General features: G+C 59.7%; 18 protein-coding genes. 7 read left to right on the top strand and 11 right to left on the bottom strand.

Annotated elements, in window-relative coordinates:
- Positions 1 to 404 precede the first annotated feature (404 nt).
- On the top strand, positions 405 to 2669 hold the full coding sequence (locus JQ632_RS03845; protein ID WP_212400945.1) for a hypothetical protein: 2265 nt from the start codon (positions 405 to 407) through the stop codon (positions 2667 to 2669).
- Between the two features lie 43 nt (positions 2670 to 2712).
- Here the strand turns inward: JQ632_RS03845 and JQ632_RS03840 are convergent, their stop codons facing one another.
- From JQ632_RS03840 to JQ632_RS03820, 5 genes are all read right to left on the bottom strand, one after another.
- A complete protein-coding gene (locus JQ632_RS03840) occupies positions 2713 to 3585 on the bottom strand; it encodes an SDR family oxidoreductase (protein ID WP_212400944.1) in 873 nt (290 codons plus the stop codon).
- 118 nt (positions 3586 to 3703) lie between these two features.
- The gene (locus tag JQ632_RS03835) at positions 3704 to 5113 is read right to left on the bottom strand and encodes a hypothetical protein (protein ID WP_212400943.1); all 1410 of its coding nucleotides are present in this window, start codon (positions 5111 to 5113) and stop codon (positions 3704 to 3706) included.
- Positions 5114 to 5682: 569 nt separating this feature from the next.
- Positions 5683 to 6495, bottom strand: coding sequence for a bifunctional 2-polyprenyl-6-hydroxyphenol methylase/3-demethylubiquinol 3-O-methyltransferase UbiG (locus JQ632_RS03830; RefSeq protein ID WP_212400942.1), 813 nt, complete (start codon positions 6493 to 6495; stop codon positions 5683 to 5685).
- 110 nt (positions 6496 to 6605) lie between these two features.
- Positions 6606 to 8453 carry an asparagine synthase (glutamine-hydrolyzing) gene (gene asnB, locus JQ632_RS03825; RefSeq protein WP_212400941.1) on the bottom strand — a complete coding sequence of 616 codons (1848 nt, stop codon included), beginning with the start codon at positions 8451 to 8453 and terminating at the stop codon, positions 6606 to 6608.
- Positions 8432 to 9571, bottom strand: coding sequence for a glycosyltransferase (locus JQ632_RS03820; RefSeq protein WP_212400940.1), 1140 nt, complete (start codon positions 9569 to 9571; stop codon positions 8432 to 8434). Before JQ632_RS03820 ends, asnB begins: the two co-directional genes overlap by 22 nt.
- A 145-nt stretch (positions 9572 to 9716) precedes the next feature.
- On the opposite strand from JQ632_RS03820, the gene JQ632_RS03815 reads away from it, so the two are divergent.
- Complete coding sequence (locus JQ632_RS03815; RefSeq protein ID WP_212400939.1) at positions 9717 to 10691, top strand: class I SAM-dependent methyltransferase; 975 nt, start codon at positions 9717 to 9719, stop codon at positions 10689 to 10691.
- Between the two features lie 9 nt (positions 10692 to 10700).
- Here JQ632_RS03815 and JQ632_RS03810 read toward each other — a convergent pair whose 3' ends face one another.
- The gene (locus JQ632_RS03810) at positions 10701 to 11921 is read right to left on the bottom strand and encodes a nucleotide sugar dehydrogenase (RefSeq protein ID WP_312015563.1); all 1221 of its coding nucleotides are present in this window, start codon (positions 11919 to 11921) and stop codon (positions 10701 to 10703) included.
- On the opposite strand from JQ632_RS03810, the gene JQ632_RS40225 reads away from it, so the two are divergent.
- From JQ632_RS40225 to JQ632_RS03795, 4 genes are all read left to right on the top strand, one after another.
- Positions 11844 to 12020, top strand: a complete 177-nt coding sequence (locus JQ632_RS40225; RefSeq protein ID WP_312015565.1) for a hypothetical protein — start codon at positions 11844 to 11846, stop codon at positions 12018 to 12020. The two genes, JQ632_RS03810 and JQ632_RS40225, sit on opposite strands and share 78 nt — an antisense overlap.
- A 210-nt stretch (positions 12021 to 12230) precedes the next feature.
- A complete protein-coding gene (locus JQ632_RS03805) occupies positions 12231 to 13424 on the top strand; it encodes a glycosyltransferase family 1 protein (protein WP_212400937.1) in 1194 nt (397 codons plus the stop codon).
- Between the two features lie 42 nt (positions 13425 to 13466).
- Positions 13467 to 14489 (top strand): NAD-dependent epimerase, encoded by a 1023-nt coding sequence (locus JQ632_RS03800; protein WP_212400936.1) that lies wholly within the window; start codon positions 13467 to 13469, stop codon positions 14487 to 14489.
- A 105-nt stretch (positions 14490 to 14594) separates the two neighbouring features.
- Positions 14595 to 15929 (top strand): oligosaccharide flippase family protein, encoded by a 1335-nt coding sequence (locus JQ632_RS03795; RefSeq protein ID WP_212400935.1) that lies wholly within the window; start codon positions 14595 to 14597, stop codon positions 15927 to 15929.
- Between the two features lie 28 nt (positions 15930 to 15957).
- Here JQ632_RS03795 and purU read toward each other — a convergent pair whose 3' ends face one another.
- Positions 15958 to 16821, bottom strand: a complete 864-nt coding sequence (gene purU, locus JQ632_RS03790; RefSeq protein ID WP_212400934.1) for a formyltetrahydrofolate deformylase — start codon at positions 16819 to 16821, stop codon at positions 15958 to 15960.
- A gap of 158 nt (positions 16822 to 16979) precedes the next feature.
- Here purU and JQ632_RS03785 point away from each other — a divergent pair, with 158 nt between their 5' ends.
- Positions 16980 to 17819 (top strand): uroporphyrinogen-III synthase, encoded by an 840-nt coding sequence (locus JQ632_RS03785; RefSeq protein WP_212400933.1) that lies wholly within the window; start codon positions 16980 to 16982, stop codon positions 17817 to 17819.
- Positions 17820 to 18002: 183 nt separating this feature from the next.
- Here the strand turns inward: JQ632_RS03785 and JQ632_RS03780 are convergent, their stop codons facing one another.
- From JQ632_RS03780 to JQ632_RS03765, 4 genes are all read right to left on the bottom strand, one after another.
- Positions 18003 to 18410 carry a DoxX family protein gene (locus JQ632_RS03780; RefSeq protein WP_212400932.1) on the bottom strand — a complete coding sequence of 136 codons (408 nt, stop codon included), beginning with the start codon at positions 18408 to 18410 and terminating at the stop codon, positions 18003 to 18005.
- A gap of 4 nt (positions 18411 to 18414) precedes the next feature.
- Positions 18415 to 18633: a DUF4287 domain-containing protein gene (locus JQ632_RS03775; RefSeq protein WP_212400931.1), complete on the bottom strand. Its 219-nt coding sequence runs from the start codon at positions 18631 to 18633 to the stop codon at positions 18415 to 18417.
- Between the two features lie 62 nt (positions 18634 to 18695).
- Complete coding sequence (locus JQ632_RS03770) at positions 18696 to 19424, bottom strand: helix-turn-helix domain-containing protein (protein WP_212400930.1); 729 nt, start codon at positions 19422 to 19424, stop codon at positions 18696 to 18698.
- Between the two features lies 1 nt (position 19425).
- On the bottom strand, positions 19426 to 20106 hold the full coding sequence (locus JQ632_RS03765; protein ID WP_212400929.1) for a Crp/Fnr family transcriptional regulator: 681 nt from the start codon (positions 20104 to 20106) through the stop codon (positions 19426 to 19428).
- Positions 20107 to 20416 lie beyond the last annotated feature (310 nt).

Here is a 20416-nt window from a genome sequence, read left to right as displayed (position 1 = left end):
CGCCGGGGGGATCATTCAGACGGCTCGCCATGAGCGAGCAAACTGTAATTTCAGCAACTTGGCCACTTCCCGGGAGAGTTCTGGTCAATCTCAACAGCAATAGGCTCGCGCGAGGTTAGGATTTGAATTTCCCTCAGTTGAAGATTTCGGGGCCATCCCTGGCGGTATCGATCGCACTGTTGCTTGGAAACCTCGGATTCTGCTGTCTTTACTGGCTTACGCCGAACTTATCGTTTTCGATCGCGACAAGTCAGATCGAGCCGGAGATTGGCAAGGCCTATCAAGCGGTCCCGGTTGCCGGCACAGGCCGATTTTATGCTCCTCCGACGGACAGAGTTGCCACGCCATATGCCTCGAGGCTCATGTTATTCGAGAACGACCGAGCGCTTGGACCCCGGCATTCAATGCACGCTGATATTCGGACGCAGGCCGGCGGCAGGTTTTCGCACTGGGACGGGATACTCATCTTTTCGGCCAGCGACGGATCCGATCCGCGCACCAACGGTCGAACCTACACGATCACGACGCCGACCGAGCTCAAAACTCGCCTGCTGTTTATGCTTTTGAGCTTCCTTGTCCTGGCCGATGCGGCCTTCGTGATCTTGTTCCGGAACGATCTCATTGCTTTTGGCCGAAGACGGCACCCGCAGATTCTTGCCGGGATTGCCGCTGCACTTGTCCTGCTTGCAGGACTATCGGCATTTGGTCTGCCGGGCGCGATCGTCGTCGCGAAAGACGGGCCGCCGAAAGATGCAGCACTGGTCCTCCAGATTCTGCAGCATGCACTGCTCGGCTGCGTGACATCGTGCGGCGCCTGGGCTGCAGGTGCCGGCGTCACCCGGCTCTTGTTGCGTGACCCTCGCCGCAGCCTCGCGCAGGTGCTGATCCCGGCCTTTCCCGTCAGCCTCGTACTGCTGACCCTGCTGGTCGCGGTCGCGCTGCTCATGCCGTGGGGACTGCCGCTCGCTTTCGCCTTGTGGCTCGCCTGCCTCGCGCCCCTGTCGAATTGGCGCCCTCGATACACGCAGATCACAACACTTTTGAAGGCCTCAATCAGCATTATCCCGCTAAGTATCGCGTTCGGCGTTTGGCTTGCTCTCCTCTGGCACGGACCGACGGACACGCTATCTGGATCTCCCTCTGGAGACCTTTCTTTCTACGCGGGAAACATCTGGTCACTTGCCGCTCAACCCTACCCGAGTTTTGATCTGGGCTATTCAGGCGGCGGAGCCACCTCCTACTTCAACCGCCTCTATCCTGCGCTTGGAGCCGTTCTTCTCTATCTCCCTCATTTCGATCCGTTTCTTTTTCTTCTGGCGAGCGGCGGAACGTCTTACGTACTGTTAACCGCGCTCATGGTCCACCTGTATGCAGCGGATAGCGGCGAGCGTCTGATCGCCTCATCCGATCTTGTTCTGGTCACGCTGGCCTTCGTGATTGCCGCCCGGTACCCGTACTGGGTCGCGGAAAGCATTCCAATGGTGTTTGTTCCGGCATTGACCGCTTCGGTCTGGTGGATGGCCAAACGGGGCCCACATGCGTTTGGCTGGGGTATCGCGGCAATGCTGGCCGGCTTGAGCGGATCGCTTCTCTCCAAGATTACCAGCGCCGCGGTACTCGTTCCGCTCGGGTTTACCGGCATTTGGTGGCAAATTCGCGCGCTTCCATTCGCAGCCAAGCTTGCGGTGTTTGCGACGATCGCAATCTTCGGTGCGTATAGCAGCTTCATGTTGGCGCAATTTCTGCCATCGTTCTTAGCCACCGCAGCCATTGGGCCCGAGAGTTTTCGTACGCCGCACTGGTATTTCGTCAGCCGGGACGCGGCAGCGGTGCTCATGATGGTGTTGGCGTGGTTGATCGCGGATTGGCCAGTTGCTCTGTCTCTCACTTTCGGCCTGCTGACGTTCCTCGCCTTCTCGTGGATATTTCAGGTCAATTTCGTGTGCGTCTCTATCGTGGTTGGCCTGATCTTGATTTCGCTGCGGTCCACGTCCATTCTTCCGCGATTGCTCGGTCTGATAGCCTTCGCCCTTTCCTTGCCAGCTCTGATCTTCGGAGACCAGGCAGGTCTGTCCAGCGGCCTGATTTGGATCGCGTGCATTGGCGGCGCAGTGTTGGCTGCTCTGCTCAGTGCGTCGGAGGTTGCCATAGCCGGTCCGAAAGTGACGTTACGAACGTCTGCCTTTGCAGCAGCGACTGCTATCGCCACGACGGTTCTTGGCCTGATCGGAGTGGCACGCGGATCGATCATTGCCGACTCAGGCTGGTATCTCACCCAAGCCGAACCACTCACGCCGGCGCTGAAGGAGATTTGGTCGGCCGTGCGCGAGCGTACTCCAAGGGATGTCCTGATCTTCACCGACCAGGTTGACGAAACCGAACATGTTCTTGGGGGCTGGAATACCTTCGCATATTCGGGGCAGCGACAGATATATCTGTCGTCCCATTATACCAATCTGGAGTTGCGGCGGGACCATCGCAAACTCGAACAGGTACTGGCGACGAACAAGGCCGTGCTGGACGGGAGCCTTGCTCCGCAACGCGTGCCGGTCCCACGTACCTACGGCTCATTTTACGCAGTGGTGACCCGAACCAGGGCTATTCCGCCGGATTGGCAGCTGGTTTTCGAGAACCAGAAATACGCGCTGTATCGGATAACGGTTCGTTGACAGGCCTGGCCACAAGGCCAATCGTGGACGGACGGCTTGCCGATCAGCCAAATTCTCTCATTCCGGCAATCAGCTCCGACCACGAAGGCGGGCTGTAACCGGTGGCCCGCCTGAACCGCGTCGAATCCAGCGAACGGTCGATCGCGACCTTATCATCAGGAGTGATCTCTATGACCTTCCCGTACGCTTCGGCCACCCGTTGCAGCAACGTGAATTTGTCGATTGCGTCGACAGACACATGATAGACGCCCCTTAATTCAGCGTGGGGAATGACGTAATCGTGCATCACGCGCGCGAGCTCCACGGTTGTCAGGCCAGAGAATACGGCCTTTGTGTAACCGCAGACGCGCGTGTCCTGCGACAGAAACCATTCAACGAGCCCGTGAGCGCCATCGAGCTCACGGCCGATGATTGACGTACGAAGCGTGACGGCGTGCGGGTAATCGACCTCACCGAGAAATTTGCTTCGCCCGTACAGATCCCGCGCATCCGAGACATCGTCTTCGCTGTACATCCCCTTGCTGCCGGAGAACACGCAATCGGTGCTGACGTGGATGAGGCGAGCGCGCAGGATCGCGCAAAGCCGCGCCAGTCGGTGCGGCAGCAGCGAGTTGATCGGCAGCGCGGAAAGGACGTCCTCCGCCTCCGCCCGTTGCTTGATGAGCCCGATACAGTTGATCACGATGTCCGGACGAACATCGGCGAATGCCAAGCTGAGACTATCGAAGCTCTCAACGTCAGTTCCACTCACCACACACCGCTGCAAAGCGGACGGAAGCTGGCGCGAGCGCGACTGCGACCTCACCGATCCCACGACCGAGTGCTCGCCTCGCTCTACAAAATACCGAAGCACCGCATGACCGAGCATGCCGGTTGCACCCAAGACCAGGATTCTCTTGCGCTCGCTGTCAATCATCGGCCCTTGCCGCTCCAATCCAGGCCGCATCCATTCTACCTACGACGGACGCCCGGAGTTAGCTTCCCTCACTTGGTAAATCGAGGACCGCCAGTTCAATCAGGCGCGCGTCCTGCCGTCAAGCGCGGACGCCGGTCTCTCCTCTCAAGGATCGCTGGATTTTGCTGCCTACGACCGAAAGGCCGCACGCAAGAACGAATACGATCGCGGTCTGTCTCAGCATGACCAACGTGTAGTGAAGATCGTTGCGATGAATGTAGAAGGCGATCACAACGCCTCCGAGGGCAACCGGCGCGATAGCCGCGGAAGGGCATCTCAGCAAGAGCCTGTGCAACCCGACTAACGCGAGGATCAACAGAACGCAGAAGATCGCAACTCCACCATAGCCGAAGCGGCAAAGCATCTCGGCCCAAATATTTCCACCGGTACCATACGTAATGTTGGGGTACAGGATCGGCTTATATTCGTCATAGAACGTTGGGGGAAATGAGGTGCTGGGCAAGTATCGCGTTAGACCCGGCGGCACCAGCAGATAGATTGATTTGAAAATGTTCGACGTACTGCATGACAGGTTCTTCTGGACCGCACTGACAAGCGTCGCTTGGATCACGAAAGGCTCGGACTGCTCAAACAAACCAAGCGGAATCGACAGCCACTTCGGCATCGTCGATTTGGTCGACTCGTCACTCTTTTCGCCAGGTTGCGTCGTCGCCTGGCCGAACTGAATTGTATCCCCGCGCATCTCCGATGCTCTGGTTATCCTCTCGGAGGGAGGGACGCCCTCAAGCACCGCAATCCTATCAAAGATCGCAAATCGCGCAGAGTGAACAAGAAGCATGCACGCCAACAACGCGAAGGCGGCCACCCCGTAGGTCGGGATTTTCGAATAGAGTCGAATGCGCCCGAAAGGCATCATCCGAACAAGCGCGACACCTATGCATGTGAGGATTACGAACGCCCGAAACCCGACCAGAAGATCAATCAACAACAAGACAGCGCTCGCAGCAGCCACCAGCCACCGCCGTTCGACCACGGCGGCTATGCAGGACAAACTCGCCGCGACCTCGAACAGGACGTAAAAGTATCCAACCTGGTTGAGCGCTTGCACCTTGTCGGCGGTAATGATGCCACCATTAGTCGATATCAGCGAGCCAAGGAGACCGATGACCGCGAGGATCAGATAGCAAACTGACAAGCGAAGCGTGGGTCGACTTGTCGCCTTAGTATCGACGTCGGCCCGTCCCGTCCCGAAGGGCAGCTCGTCGCTATCGCTGAATGACCGCAATGCGGCCCCCGCCAAGACCAGCCCAAGCACGTAAGCTGTCGCAATCCAGTAGACCGCCGGCTGAATCGTTGACGTGAGTTCCGGTGATAACTGTTGCACTTGCCCCCAAAAAAGCGGTGCGAAGTAGAACATCGCACCGACGTAAGCAATCGCGAGAAAATCGAAATCTCGTTTGACGAAAGCGAAAAAGGCGAAACCCACTAGAGCCACACAATTGAACGCCAACCAAGCGAATTCAAACATGAAAAACCTACCGTTTTGTCGGCATCTCAGATCGCCCACCGATAAGGCAGCAAATCAAGACGCGAGACTGTCCGCTCAGCCCAATTGTGCATTGGCGAGAATCGGGGCCAATTAAACGTTATGGTTGCACAATTGAATACCGTCTCCCATTGAAATTCGGATTGCTATTGTCGCTGGTAGAGAAAACAACCCCAATTCCTTTCCAGTGGGAGAAGCGCCCTCGACCGATTGCGCCGATGTCGGCGTGCGAACTGTGCGCCGGGCCCAAGGCACGATCGTTCTCAAACAGGATGATCGGAGACCGGCTGCTGTCAGTATCCGAGTCAGCAAGCTCCTCGAATGGAACTCGCGCCACATAGGCGAAAGCGGATCCCCCAAACCTTTCGAACCGTCCCTGCAACCCGGTAGCGCCACCCGGCGGTTTCGGCATAGGAACGTAAGACGCTTTCAGGTAAATGGCGGCCGCGAAATACATCGCGGCACCGGCGAGGCCAGCAATCAGCTTTCTCTGTCCGCTCCACTGTCGCATGCGATGATGGCCGAGTAAGATGATTCCAGCCGGGTAGGACCTAGGCGACCAACCTTTCAAAGACGAACTCGTGGCAACCGGTTCCCAATAGACCGATAGCATCCGGAAGCCGGAAGGATCGCAACTCGGCAAATCCGAGGCCGGTTATCCTGGAATCCAGTTCTTCTGCGCTGGCCGTCTCATAGGGATAGCCACCGAGCCAGTCGTGCACGTCGTGGGACAGGTTCATTCCACGGGTAAGGGGGTCGCGGAAAACTGCAAGGGGATTCTTGCCGCGCAACGCTCTCCCCGCCATCAGAACGGCAAAGAAGAGCTGTCGAAACATCCACTGGATGGCCGCCGGCGAGGACGCGTAGAGCCGCTTCTCGATCTTCCAGGCGAAGTCGAGCGGCGTCTTTGCATAAATTGCAAGAGCGAACTGCCCGCCCGGCCTGACGAGCGCCGCGGCCTTCTCGATCGCCTGCCACATATCTCCGGTGTGGTGCAGCACGCCCCAGCTATAGACAATCTCGAACGTCCCGGTCGCGTCGGAGGAGGTGTCAAAGACGGAACAAATCTTCGTGTCCCATTTCTTGTCGGGAGCATACCTCTTCAGGAGCTCTCGCGTTGTGCTCACAGAATTTTCGTCGAGATCGATGGCCAAGACCGAGGCCGCGCCGAGCAGGAGTGCCGCCAGGGCGTGCATCCCCGAGCCACAGCCGATATCCAGAACGGTCTTGCCCGCGACTCCCTCCGGGAACAGCTTTTCAAGGCCGGCAATTGCCAGATCAATTCGAGCCTGGTCGATCGTCTTGGCGTAGTCACGCCAATTCGCGCCAAACTCGAAATGGGCTTCTCGATCCCTGAGACTCATGGTTCGCTCTGTTGAGGACATGGCTGCCAGTATACTCTCCAAGCGTACTCTGGCGAATGACCGCTTGGGCTTGAATCACACAGGCTTATTGCCAATCGACACATGACGCGTCAAATGCCGTATTCTCGCCGCCAAAGCTCGAACGCGGTGAGCCCGAACAACCGTTCAGCATTGTTCCGTTTTCCTCCATGACCCTCAATCAGGGCGGAGACGACGCGCTTGTCAAAGATGCTCTTCGGATCGAGCAGGACCTCGGAGACGAAGCTGCGCCAGGGACCCGCCTTCAGCCATTCCGGCAACGGAATGGAAAATCCCTGCTTCCGATCGGCGTCGAACTGCGGCGGCAGAACCCTCTTGCACAGGCGCTTGAGCAATATCTTGCGCTCGGTGGAGCTGGACTTCAATCGGTTCGGCACCCGTCCGAACGCAAACTCCGCAATTCGAAAATCAAGAAAAGGCGCCCTCATCTCGAGCGACGCCAGCATGCTGGCGCGATCGACCTTCACCAGGATGTCTTCGGGCAGGTAGTTTTCGAAATCCATTCGCGTGTTGCGTTGCAGAAGATCCCGCGCGATCGGAACACGCGCAGCTCGGATTTCCTCGGCCGGCGTATCCCAGCGAGGCCCCATCAACGCGCGACGTTCGCTGGCGGCAAAATGACTGGCCACGGATGGTAGATCGGTCTTGAAGTCGACGCCAAGCGCCCTGATCCAGTTTCTTCCCCGAAAGCCGGTAGGCAAGAGGGCGTCACCGGCTGTTGCGGCCATCTTGCGGAGCGCCAGCGGGATCGGCCCGACCTTCTCTTCCAGGAACAGAACTCGCCGGTACTCCTCGTAGCCACCGAAGAGTTCATCGCCGCCGTCACCACCCAGCGCCACGGTACAATGCTGGCGCACGAGCCGACTGACCAGGAACGTCGGAATCATCGACGAGTCGAACACCGGCTCATCGTATTGCCGCGCAAGCATATGCAGGATGTCGGGCGTGGCATCGCCGGCATAGAGCTCGATGTGGTCGGTTCCGAAATGGTCCGCGACGAGCCTCGCATATTGAGCCTCGTCATATCGACCGTGCCCTTCAAAGCCGACAGTGAACGTCTTGACATGCGGCGAGGCCCGCACCGCCATCGCTGTGACAAGGCTGGAATCGACGCCCCCGCTCAGGAGGACGCCGACCGGCACGTCCGCGACGAGTTGGCGTCGCACCGAGTCTGCCAAAAGAGTTTCTAGCTCGTCGACCAGCGCTTGGTCGTCGTTTGGGTCAAACTCCGGCGCGGGCGGCAGGCTCCAGTAACGCCAGACTTTGGTTTCGCCATCCCCCAGGCTGAATGTCAGCGCATGAGCAGGCGGCAGCTTGTGCACACCCTGCAGGATGCAAGCGCCTCCCGGTACGTATCCCATCATCAGGTAGCAATCCAGCGCCGCCGGATCGATCGTGCGGCTGAACCCAGGATCTGCCATCAGTCCCTTGAGCTCAGACGCAAAACGGAGTTCCGAGCCCTTGACCGCATAGAACATCGGCTTTTCACCTGCGCGATCCCGGGCGAGGAACAGCCGCTTCTTGTCGTCATCGTACAGCGCGAGGGCAAACATGCCATTGAGATGCGAAAGACAATCGGTGCCCCATTCCGAATAAGCCGCAAGAACGACTTCCGTATCGGACTGGGTCGTGAACATGTGTCCTTTCGATCGAAGGAGATCGCGCAGATCCAAATAATTGTAGATCTCGCCGTTGAAGACGATGGTGAGGCGGTGCGCCGCGTAATGCATGGGCTGATGACCGCCCGGCGACAAATCAATGATCGCGAGCCGGCGCTGAGCGAGCCCCACGCTACCGTTCGCCGACCACCAGGAACCGCTGTCGTCAGGGCCGCGATGCGCCATGGCTGTGCAGCCGGCATCAAGCCATTCTCGACTGGCGAGCGGGCGTCGTGAAGCTACGCCAATGATGCCGCACATAGTTCCCTACCCAGCACTTCTTTGTAGACAGCCTCGTATGCATCAGCCATCGCAGCTACGCTCATGGATTTAGTTCGATCCAACGCCTTTTCAGCCCGCCGCAAGGCGGCATCCTTTTCCGCGAGAAGCGCCGAAATCGAGGCCGAGAGTGCCGGCACATCGTCGACCGGCACAAAGATCGCGGATGAGGAGTCTGCAATTTCACGGTGCGCAGATATATCGCTCAAGATCACCGGACAACCGCCAGCCATCGCCTCCAAGACGACGTTGGGATTTCCCTCGTATCGGCTCATGCTGATCAAACCATCAGCGACCTTCAGCCATCGCCACCAGTCTGACTGGTATGGCAGGAGCATGACATGCTTGGATAACGACGCTGTCTCGATTTCACTCTCGATCCTGGAACGCTCGCTTCCCTCGCCGATCATGAGAGTATCCACCGATCTTTCTCCGCAAACAGGGATCAGCGATCGGACGATCGTTTCATGTGCTTTTTCACGACTGAACCGCCCGACGACCAACAGCAGAGCATTTGGCGGGGGCTCCCGCGCGCCCTGCGTGAGGACGCCTTGAATGCGCTCAATGTCCACGGCGTTTCGAATGGTGGCCAACTTGAGGGAACGAGGTGCGGCCTCCCGCCAGTATCTCGTACCGCCCTCGGAATTGGAGATTACCGCCGATGCAAATCGTCCAAGCAGGAGGCGCAGGCGGGCTATCGCCGGAATCTCCTTATAGAAATTGCCGGAAGTTCGCTCGGAAACAATCCAGGGTATCCGGCTTGCAAGGGCGAGAACTCCACCCAGAATGTCCATCTGAGGCAGCCAAGTTTGCACGATGTCGGGCCTGATTTTGCCGACGACGCGCCTCATCGCCATGAAAAGCCGCGGCCTGACGCTGCGAATATCACCCAATTCGTGGAACTTAACCCCGCCATCCCTCATGGGCTGGGCATGCTCCCCACCCCGGCGAACAGCCACGTGGACATCAAACCCACGCCGCACCTGTTCTGTGGCCAGCAGGCTCAACTGCCGCTCCGCCCCGCCGCCCTCCAGCGTCGGGATGAAATGAAGAACGGTCAAACGCGCCAGTTTGCCAGGGGTGGCCGAGTTCACGGTCATCGGCTCGAAGAGACTTTCATCGAATGGTCTGGACACCCAGTGAAAAGAATTTTAGCACCCCTCTACGAGGAGCGCTTGTGGAACGCGGATCGTCCATAGCATCCCTAGTCGTTTGCATCCATAGGTTAGAGCAGTTGCCACAGATATGACGATCAGCGACAGAATCCGGTCCAGGCTCGGGCTCCTCGTCTGCACGTCCTGCAGGAACGGGGGCCTCGCAGCACGGGATGAGCACCTTCTGTGCACAAATTGCGGCACCGCCTTTCAAGTCGTGCGCGGGGTGCCGCGCTTTGTTCCCGACGACAGCTACGCCCAGTCGTTCGGCTTCCAATGGAATGTTCATGCCCGGACGCAACTCGACAGCGTTTGCGGGAAGCCGATATCGCGCAACCGGTTGTTTGAGACGACCAAGTGGCCGGCCGACCTGTCTGGACAAACAATCCTGGAGGCTGGTTCCGGAGCCGGTCGCTTTACCGAAGTCCTGGTCACGACTACGGCGACGGTCATCTCATGCGACCTGTCCTCAGCGGTGGACGCCAACTATCGAAACAACGGCGACAACGCGAATTTGCTGATTGTCCAAGCGAGCCTTCTGAACCTTCCTGTTCGCCCGCGCTCAATGGACAAGGTGATTTGCCTTGGAGTCATCCAGCATACGCCCGACCCGGCGGAGTCGTTCTCGGCCCTTGCCAACTGCGTTCGCCCCGGTGGGGAACTCGTGATTGACGTCTATGCGGCAAGGCTCCGTTCGCTGCTCTCCTGGAAGTATCTGTTGCGGCCAATCACCAAGCGGATGAAGGGTGAGAAGCTGTACGGACTCATCGAACGTGCTACGCCGGTTCTTTTTCCGATTTCCGAGTTTCTTTATCGCATCCTCGGGCAATTCGGCCTCCGTCTGCTGCCGATCGTGCACTATCCCAAACTCAATCTTTCGCCGGGCCTCTCCCTGCGGTGGGCCGTGCTCGATACGTTCGACATGTATTCTCCTGCGCACGACCACCCCCAGACGCTTGCGGAGGTCAAGAGATGGTTCGACAAGGCTGGTTTCGCTGATGTCGCTGTCGAGTACGGACCAAACGGCATCGTGGGGCGCGGCCGAAGGCCCGCGGGCCCCGTCTAGACTCTTTGCTTACATGCGCCAGAGTTGCACATCCGCAGGAGTCGCGCTGCGATCAAGGATGGCCTTCAGGTCCATCACGAGACCCCTTCTACCCTTCAGGCGTTCTATGAGGAGCGGCCAGCCGCCCTGTCTATAGTCGTCGTGGCTCACCGCCAAGATGACCGCGTCCGCCTTCGGAAGATTCGCGATCGGCTCGAGCTCTATTCCATATTCGTGTTTGCACTCCGCCGACTTTGCCAGGGGGTCCGCGATGTGGACGTCCACGCCGTATGATCGCAACTCCGAGAAAATGCTCGCCACCTTGGAATTGCGAATATCCGGCACATTCTCCTTGAACGTGATACCGAGAATGACGACGGTCTTTCCGCTCCCATTAGCGAGCAAATACTTGACGCATTCGCGCGCAACCCACGCGCCCATCTGATCGTTGACGCGCCTTCCCGCCAGAATGACTTGCGGATGGTAGCCGGCACGTTCGGCGCGATGCGTCAGGTAATACGGGTCGACGCCGATGCAATGGCCGCCCACCAAGCCAGGCGTGAACTTGAGAAAATTCCACTTCGTGCCCGCTGCGGCAAGGACATCCGATGTGTCGATATCAAGCAGGCGGAAGATCAGCGCCAGTTCATTGATGAGCGCGATGTTGAGATCGCGCTGGGTATTCTCGATGACCTTTGCCGCCTCGGCGACTTTGATGGAGGGCGCCCTGTGAATTCCCGCGGTGACTACCGAGCCGTAGACGTCTGCGACAATGTCGAGCGTCCTCGCATCCTGTCCCGAGACGACTTTGACGATGCTTTCGAGGCGGTGCTGACGATCTCCGGGATTGATCCGCTCCGGACTGTAGCCGACGTGAAAATCGACGCCGCACTTCAGTCCCGACTCGCGCTCGAGGATCGGAACGCAATCCTCCTCGGTGGCGCCGGGATAAACGGTGGACTCGTAGACGACGATGTCGCCTCTCTTCAACGCCTTTCCGACACTCCGCGATGCCGAGAACACATTCGACATATCCGGCTGGTTGGCCGCATCGATCGGCGTCGGCACCGTCACGATGAAAAAGTCGGCCGCCTTCAGTTCAGCAGCGTCGGTGCTGACCTTCATGCCGGCTGCGCGCAAATCGGACTCGCTCGCCTCCAGCGTACGGTCGAAATGGCGCCGCAGTTCCTCGACCCTCGTGCCGTCGATGTCGTAGCCGATAGCCAATGCGCCTGCCTTGGCGAAGGCGATCGCGACGGGCAGTCCGACATAGCCCAGACCGACGACTCCAACTTTCCGATTTATGCGTTGCAATCTCGCACCTGTGGCGGCAGCTTCATGGATTTCTAGGTAGCGGCGCGCACCCCCTCAGTCAATGCAATCCCTGTCATACGGAAATCGAGGAAGGCACTGCGCTTTGTCAACTTTCGCCACCGCCGGAACAAGGTGCTTCAGGCGGACTTGGGGCCCCACAACCCGCGAATCACCTTTACAAGGGCAGGCCCAGCAGCATAAAAGCACCCGGTTTCGACCCTTGGCAGCAATGGCGGACAAAGCCACATGGTGCCGACAAGGCCGCATAGCTCTCAAAGCCCAATTCGTCTCGGAATTGATGCATCCAACCTGCGGATTGGCGGGGGCATCACTCATCTCGTTGAGCTCCTCCGAGAATCCAATCCTGCTGAGCATGGATTCGAGAGGATCTTCGTATGGGCCAGCGCGGCTACGCTGGCGCGCGTCGAGGACAGGCCGTGGATCGAGAAGCGGACCTCCGCCGCTCTCGAAGCGAGTCTTCCGAGGCGCGTTGCCTGGCAACGTCTGGTCCTGCCTCAGGAACTAAGAACGGCGAAGGTCGACTTGCTGTTCGCGCCCGGCGGCTCAATCGTGGTCAAATTCAAACCGGTGGTGACCATGAGCCGCAACATGCTTCCGTTCGAATGGATCGAGCTGAGGCGGTTCGGCTTCTCGAGGACCGCGCTGAAGTTGGCGTTGCTGCGCTGGAATCAGGGCTCGTCGTTCAAACGTGCCGATGGAACCATCTTTCTCACTCGATATGCTTTCGATGCCGTCACAAAAGCGATCGGTTCCCTGAAAGGGAGAACCGCGATCGTTCCGCACGGCGTCGACACCCGCTTTCGCATGCCCCCTCGCCGTCAGCGCACAGCCGCCGATTTGACGGCACCGGACCCATTGCGCGTCGTCTATGTCTCCACCGTCGATGAATACAAGCACCAGTGGAACGTCGTGGAGGCGATCGGACGCTTGCACACGGACGGCCTGCCAATTCGCCTCGATCTGTACGGCTCAGCGCGACCCAGCACCCTGCCGCGCCTGACCGAAGCCATCAAAAGGGTGGACGGCGAAGGCCGGTTCGTTCGCTTTTGGGGCGCTGTGGACTATAGCGAAATCCACCAGTGCTACGCGGCGGCAGATGTGTGCGTGTTCGCATCGAGCTGCGAAAACATGCCCAATATCCTGATTGAGAGCATGGCTGCTGGACTTCCGATCGCTTGCTCCGATCGCGGCCCGATGCCGGAAGTGCTTGGCGATGCCGGCTCGTATTTTGATCCGGAGGATCCCGTGAGTATCGCCGATGCAGTAAGGCAGCTGGCTCTGGCGCCGCAATTGCGCGCCGACAGGGCCCTCGCCGCTTTCGAAGCATCATCGCAATTTTCGTGGTCCCGATGCGCGAGGGAGACATTTGACTTTCTGTCGATGGTCGCGCGAGAGCACCAAAGCAGCTCTGCGAAATGATATCCTGGCACGCGGGCCGAAAGTGTTGAGACAGGTGAAAAGATGCGGGTTCTAGTTACAGGCAATGCCGGATTCATCGGATTTCACGTCGCGGCCCATCTCCTGCGGCGAGGCGACTCGGTCGTCGGAGCGGATGTCGTAAACGACTACTATTCGCCCGAGATCAAGGAGGCGCGGCTCGCGCTTCTTGAACAATCGGCCGCCCAGAGTACCGGAGAATACCGCTTTCACAGAGTGAACCTGGCCGATCCCGCAGCGGTGGAGGCCGTCTTATCGGACGGCCCATTCGATCGGGTCATTCATCTCGCAGCCCAGGCCGGTGTCCGTTACAGCCTGGAAAACCCGCGGGCTTATGTTGAAAGCAATATCGTCGCCTTTACTAACATTCTCGAGGCATGCCGCCATTCGAAGGTGAAGCACCTGACCTACGCCAGCACGAGCAGTGTCTACGGCGCCAACACCACTATGCCGTTCAGCGAGAATCAGGGGGTTGATCATCCTCTCCAGTTCTACGCGGCGACCAAGCGCGCCAATGAGCTGATGGCCCATAGCTACAGTCATCTGTTCGGGCTTCCCACGAGCGGACTGCGCTTCTTTACGGTCTATGGACCCTGGGGACGGCCGGACATGGCGCTGTTCCTGTTCACCAAGAACATTCTCGCGGGACTTCCAATCCGGCTCTTCAACAATGGGCAGCACATACGTGACTTCACCTATGTCGATGACATCGTCGAGGGAGTCGTCCGGGTGAGCGACGACATCGCCCGCCCCGATCCGGACTGGATCAGCGACTCTCCCAAACCCGCGACCAGCAATGCGCCTTTCCGAATCCTCAACATCGGCAACAACTCTCCCGTTCATCTCACCGAGTATGTCGAAGCCATCGAAGCGGCGCTCGGCAAGAAGGCGATCAAGGAGCTTCTGCCCCTGCAGCCGGGAGACGTGCCGAACACCTTTGCCGACGTGAGCGCGCTGATGGCAGCCGTCAACTATCGCCCGAGCACACCGGTCCGGCTCGGCGTCGCCCGTTTCGTGGAATGGTATCGCCAGTATTTCAAACTATAGTTCGGCAACGAGGATGCAGTGGTCTCTTGGATCATCTCTTGGAGCCGCGGATGAGAAGAGGCAGAGCGACATGCAACAGCTTCCGCGGCGCGCCGACGTGAATCAGTGATCAAGACCCTCCTACGACACTCCTATTGGAACGCGGTGGCCACCTTCAGCCACCAAGCCTCGACGTTCGTCAGCAATTTCATGGTCATCAAGCTGCTCGACCACGCCACGTATGGAAAATATTCGCTCGTTAATCTGACAGCCTTCTACGCGGCCAGCATCCTGCAGTTCGCGATCGGATCCACCGCCTCGAAATTCGTGGCCCGCTACGTCAACGACCCGATGCGATTGCGATCAACGATCTGGAACTGCGCCGCCTTTACGCTGGCGAGCAGCTGTCTGGGTCTTGGCCTGCTCGCCCTAACCTCTGGAATCCTGGCGCGCGACATCTTTGTCGAGCCGTCGCTGGCGCAGCCGCTAGCAATCGCGTCCCTTGCGGTGCCGGGACTGATCGCCATGGTTTTCCTCATCGGACTGCTTCAAGGGCTTCACGATTTCCGATCACTGGCCGTTTCGTCGATCGCATCGAGCGTGTTCTTTGTCGCCATCGTGACGGGAGGCGCCTGGGCAGGCGGTCTGACCGGGGCCATCTGGGGCTTCGCCGCAGGATCGACGCTTCGCGGCATCATCATGGGCGCTGTGACGTTGACAGTTCTTAAGGGAAGGCGCGTCGAACGCTTTTCGTGGCGCAGTTTGCAACACAGGGTGCGGCACGAAATCTTCAGGTTTCAGATCCCGGCCGGCCTGGCCGGATTCGTCACCGTCCCGACGCTTTGGCTGATCCCCACGATCCTCACGCGAAACACCCAGAATTTTGCCGACGTCGCCTCGTACAGCGTGCTCATCATGCTCAAGACGCTCATCGTGCTGCCGGCGTCAGTCATTTCTATTGCCTTGCAGCCTTCGGCCGAGAAGGCTTGTGCCTCGCACCAGCTCGACCAGGCGATGCGTGTATTCCGCATCAGCTCGATCACGGCGTTCGCGTTCGCCGTAACCGCTGCGTTCTTCTTTGTCGTGTTTGCGAAAGAGGTACTTGCGGTCTTCGGAAAGAGCTTTACGGCCGCGAGTTTTGAACTCCAACTGGTGATGATCGCGGCGATTGCCGAGTCGCTCGCTACTACTCTCTACATGAGAATTCAGGCGGCGAGCCGCATGTGGGGTTCGATCTTTGTGACCCTGCTGCCTCGCGACGTGACAATGCTTGTCATCGTCGGTGCATTTACAACGAAATACGGCCTGCAAGCGGCGATTGCCGGCCACGTCGCAGGAGCGATTGTAAACCTCGCCGGAGTCTACTGGCTCAGTGCGAAGGCGATAGGATCATTGAGATCCCAATCGGCACAAATGGCTCCCACGCGGTCAACGCTTGGCGAAGGCACTGCGACGCGTTAGTGAAACGCGGGTGCCCCGGGCGTCCTCCTCAATCCACGAACACTACGGTCTTGCGGCCATTGAGCAGGACGCGGTCATCGAGATGGTAGCGGATCGCGCGCGCCAGCACGCGGCGCTCGATGTCGCGGCCCTTGCGCACCAGATCCTCCGGCATGTCGCGGTGGCTGATGCGCTCGACGTCCTGGTCGACGATCGGTCCTTCGTCGAGATCGCGCGTGACGTAATGGGCGGTCGCGCCGATCAGCTTCACGCCGCGCTCATGGGCCTGGTGGTAGGGTTTTGCGCCCTTGAAGCCCGGCAGGAACGAATGGTGGATGTTGATGCAGCGGCCCGAAAGCTTCGCCGAAAGGTCGTCCGACAGGATCTGCATGTAGCGGGCCAGCACCACGAGATCGGTCTTGGTTTTTGCCACGAGATCGAGAATCTGTCCCTCCTGCTCGCGCTTGGTGTCCTTCGTGATCGGCAGATGGTGAAAAGGGATCTCGCCGAGATCGAGCCCGGCATAGACCTCGCGCGGATGGTTGGAGACGATCGCGGTCGGGATCATCGGCAACTCGCCGGTGCGCCAGCGATAGAGGATGTCGACCAGGCAATGGTCGGATTTGGACACCAACAGCATGACCTTGCGATGCGCGGCCCGGTCACGCATCTGCCACTCCATGCCAAAGCGCTCGGCGATGGCGGCGAAGCCGGTCTGCAGCGCCGAGAGCTCCACGGCGAGGTCGGCCGCCGTGAACACCACGCGCATGAAGAATTTTTTGGTCTCGACGTCGTCGAATTGCTGGGCGTCGAGAATGTTCTGCCCGCTATTGGCCAGAAAGGTCGACACCGCCGAGACGATGCCGGGGCGGTCGGGACAGGACAGGGTCAGAACATATTGATGGTCGGGCATGATCTTTGATGAAGGTTTGGGCAACCCGCAGGGAACGCGGCGATTTGCGCCCTGCTCTATCACCGTATGTGCCCTTGCGCCAATCCCAAGACTTGCTTCAACATGATCCGCGGGGGCAGGATGAATGCAGCATTGCAATGTGTGACTGAGGCTTGGCCATGGCCGACCGCTTGAACGGCTACCGCATCCTCATTCTGGAAACGCGCGAGGAGGCGCAGTTCTCAAAACTCCTTGCCGAGCAAGGTGCCGACGTCGTGCAATGCCCGATGATCGAGATCCACGACGCCCCCGATCCGGCGCCGGTCGAGGCCTGGATCCGCCGCGCCATCGAAAATCCGTTCGACGATCTGGTGCTGATGACCGGCGAAGGCCTGCGGCGGCTGGCGAAGCTCGCGCGCAACCGCGGCGTCGACCAGGCCTTTGTGGCTGCGCTGGCAAAGTCGCGAAAATTCACCCGCGGCCCAAAACCCGGCAAGGCGCTCCGCGAGGTCGGGCTGGAGCAGCAGCAGATGACGGAGAAGCCGACCACCGACGGCATCATCGAGATGATGGCAAAGCTCGACCTGAAAGGCCGCCGCGTGGGGCTCCAGCTCTATCCCGACAAGGATCACAGCGCGCTGATCGGCGCGCTGTCGGCGCAAGGTGCTTTGGTCGACACCGTGCTGCCCTACGCCTACGATCCCAAGGCGGCGGATGCCAACATCACAGCCGCCATCGACGACATGGCGGCGGGACGGATCGATTGCATCGCGCTGACCAATCTCGGCCAGGTCCGCCGCCTGATCGAGGCCGCGAAGGCGCATGGCAGCGAGGCGGAACTGCGTGAGGGTTTTCAGCGCACGCTGATCGCATCAGTCGGCCCCGCCGTCTCCGGCGAACTCGCCGCGCATGGCCTGCGTACGGATATCGCGCCAGCGGAGGAAGCCTATTTCATGCGGCCGCTGATCTCTGCAATGGCGACAGCGCTGGCGGAGAAGCGGCCGAAGGCGCCGGGGTGAAGGTAAAGCGGCGTTGGGGGAATAGCTCGCTCCGAACGCCGTCATTGCGAGAAGCGAAGCGACGAAGCAATCCCGAATCTTTCCGCGGCGGCCGTCTGGATTGCGTCGCGGAGCCCATCATCTCCCTCCAGCCGGTTCAGCGAACGCCTGCACCGCCAATGCGCTTGAACGCCCCAAAAGGTGTCAGATTTCCGCAGATGGCGGTCTCAGTGGCAGCAGCGCCGCGATCCGGGTGTCGCGCAGATAGAGACCGCCCCATGCAAGAACGGCCAGATACACGCCGAACAACATGTGAGTGAAAAGCGGGTTGCCAATCCGGAGGTGAGCGGCAACGGTACCGCCCATATAGGCGGTGAGAAGGATCGCGCCGAGCACAGCCGTTCGAGGGAAAGCATAGAGCGCGGTACAGACCAGGGCCACCATGCCCAACGCTCGCGCCAACTCCGGTGAAGGAGGATAGCCGAGTTCGGCCGTCGCTTGGATCACAACATGCAATGGGACGAGTTTCATCCCGGCATCGAACAGCATGAAGGCAATGACAAGCCCGCTCATCACATAGCCGGCCACGCGTCTCGACTTGTTCATTGTCATTACCTTAGCTCTTCTTTCCCTTGAGAAGCGCGACGATAGCCATTGCATGGCCATGGCCAAGGCCGAACTCGTCCTTCAGCGCGGCGACGATAGCGCCTACTTTCACCCCCGCCGCCAGTCCCGTCGCAGTCGAAAAACCCCTGTCCTTCCCCCATTTGCGGAACTGGTCCGGGCTCCTGCCCGTCTTGGCCTGGATGTTGTCGAGATAAGCCTGAAAGCTCACGGCAGCACGTCTCCGGTCTTCGCTCCCGCCACCGAGGCCGGAGTGAGCCGCGAATATCGCGGTCAGGACACCGTTGTCTTGTATGAAAACGACAATTGCGGCCGCTCGCGTGCGAGGCGCGCGGGGGTCATGCCGATCAGTTGCTTGACCGAGCGGGTAAGATGCGCCTGATCGAAATAGCAGGCGGCCAGCGTGGCGTCGAGGACGGAGCTTCCACTCACGAGCAAGGTCGCCGCGCGACGCGCACGCTGAATCTGCTGATAGCTGCTGAACGTCATGCCCGTGACACGGCGAAAGTGTCGCTGGGTAGAACGCTGGCTCATCCAGTCGACATCGCCTTCGACCGCCGCATCGGTCGCATGGCTGCGTGCTATGACGCCCGCGCGCGCCAGGCGCGCAACGAGACTCTCTGCATTGTCGTAGCTCGGAATTTCCCAGCTCGAATCCGAAAACAGGAAACGGCCGTCGGGGAGCACCGGCAATTGTATATTTTGATGGTCGATCAATGCCGCCGTCGGTACCTGTGGCAGATAGGTTCCCAGTCGAAATCGTATAGCGACCCATTCACCATTCGGCGGACATTCGACCAGGGTCCCTTTGGTCACCGGCCCCCTGAGTGTCACCGCCAGAAACCCCGGCAGCCTGGTCACGACGAGCTCGATATTTCCCTCGGCCATCGACAGGAAGAAGCCGCCGCTCCGGCTCCGGCTGCGCCAAACGCGCTCGACGTAAGGCGAATCCGATTCGCGATCCTCGAATTTTATGAGCACGGAAGGATCCGGAAAGCGCATGTCATAGCTCCTCCCCGTAGCTCCTGAGCCGCTCGATATCCAGAATCGTCACGCCGCCGTATTCGAGCCGCAGCAATCCCTCCTTCTCCAGCCGGTTCAGCGAGCGGTTGGCGTTCTGACGTGACATGCCGGAGAGCGCTCCGATCTCCTCCTGCGTGATCTCCAGATGCCTGGTCGATTCCGGATAGAGGATCGGGTTGAACAGCGAGGCGATGCTGCGGGCGAGGCGCGCGGTGGCATCCAGCGTGCGGTTGACCTCGAGCATGCCGATGAACTGGCCGAGGCGCTCATTGAGCTGGCGCACCAGGAAGCGGTTGAAGCCGACGCTGTTCTCGAACAGCCACAGGAACGCGCTGCGCTCCATCAAGGCAAGGCGGCTGTCGCGGAGTGCAACGACGTCGTAGCGCCTCGGCTCGTTCTTCAGCACGCTGCCCTCGCCGAACCAGGCGCCCGCGGTGAGGCCGGCGAGGCTCGTCTCCTTGCCGTCACGCGACACCGCGCCCATCCGCGCGAGGCCGGAGACCATCCCGGCCCAATAGTCAAACTTGTCGCCGCGCATGAAGATGGTCTCGCCGGTGACATAGGACCGCTCGACGATCCCGGCACGGGCGACCTCGATCTCGCGTTCGGTCAATTCGCGCGACCAGGCAGCGACGCGCCTCAAGTGCTCCTGCGCAATCATGATCCCAAAGCCAATCGCACCACGCGCAGCCTCACCCCGTTGTTGCACCGCAACAATACCGCCGACCCCTCCTCCGACGAAAGACGAAGAGCCGCTTCGCCGACAAACTTTGCGGAAGAATTGTCAGCCACAAGACATTTCAAAATAGCGCGTTACCCTATTGAGGACCACCTTGCGCGATGCGGCTTTTGATCCCGATCGGGAACGGGGCTCGCGGGCGGGATCGGTCGGGACCTTTGGCTGCATGGCCTCGCCGGAACGCCCGTACTAGGATCGCATGAGGACGTGACGAAGAGCGCACCACAGCGCC

The organism is Bradyrhizobium liaoningense, assembly GCF_018130955.1.
Classification (GTDB): domain Bacteria; phylum Pseudomonadota; class Alphaproteobacteria; order Rhizobiales; family Xanthobacteraceae; genus Bradyrhizobium; species Bradyrhizobium liaoningense_C.
Note: the sequence above shows the minus strand (reverse complement) of the source record. Positions and strands in the feature narration are given on the sequence as shown.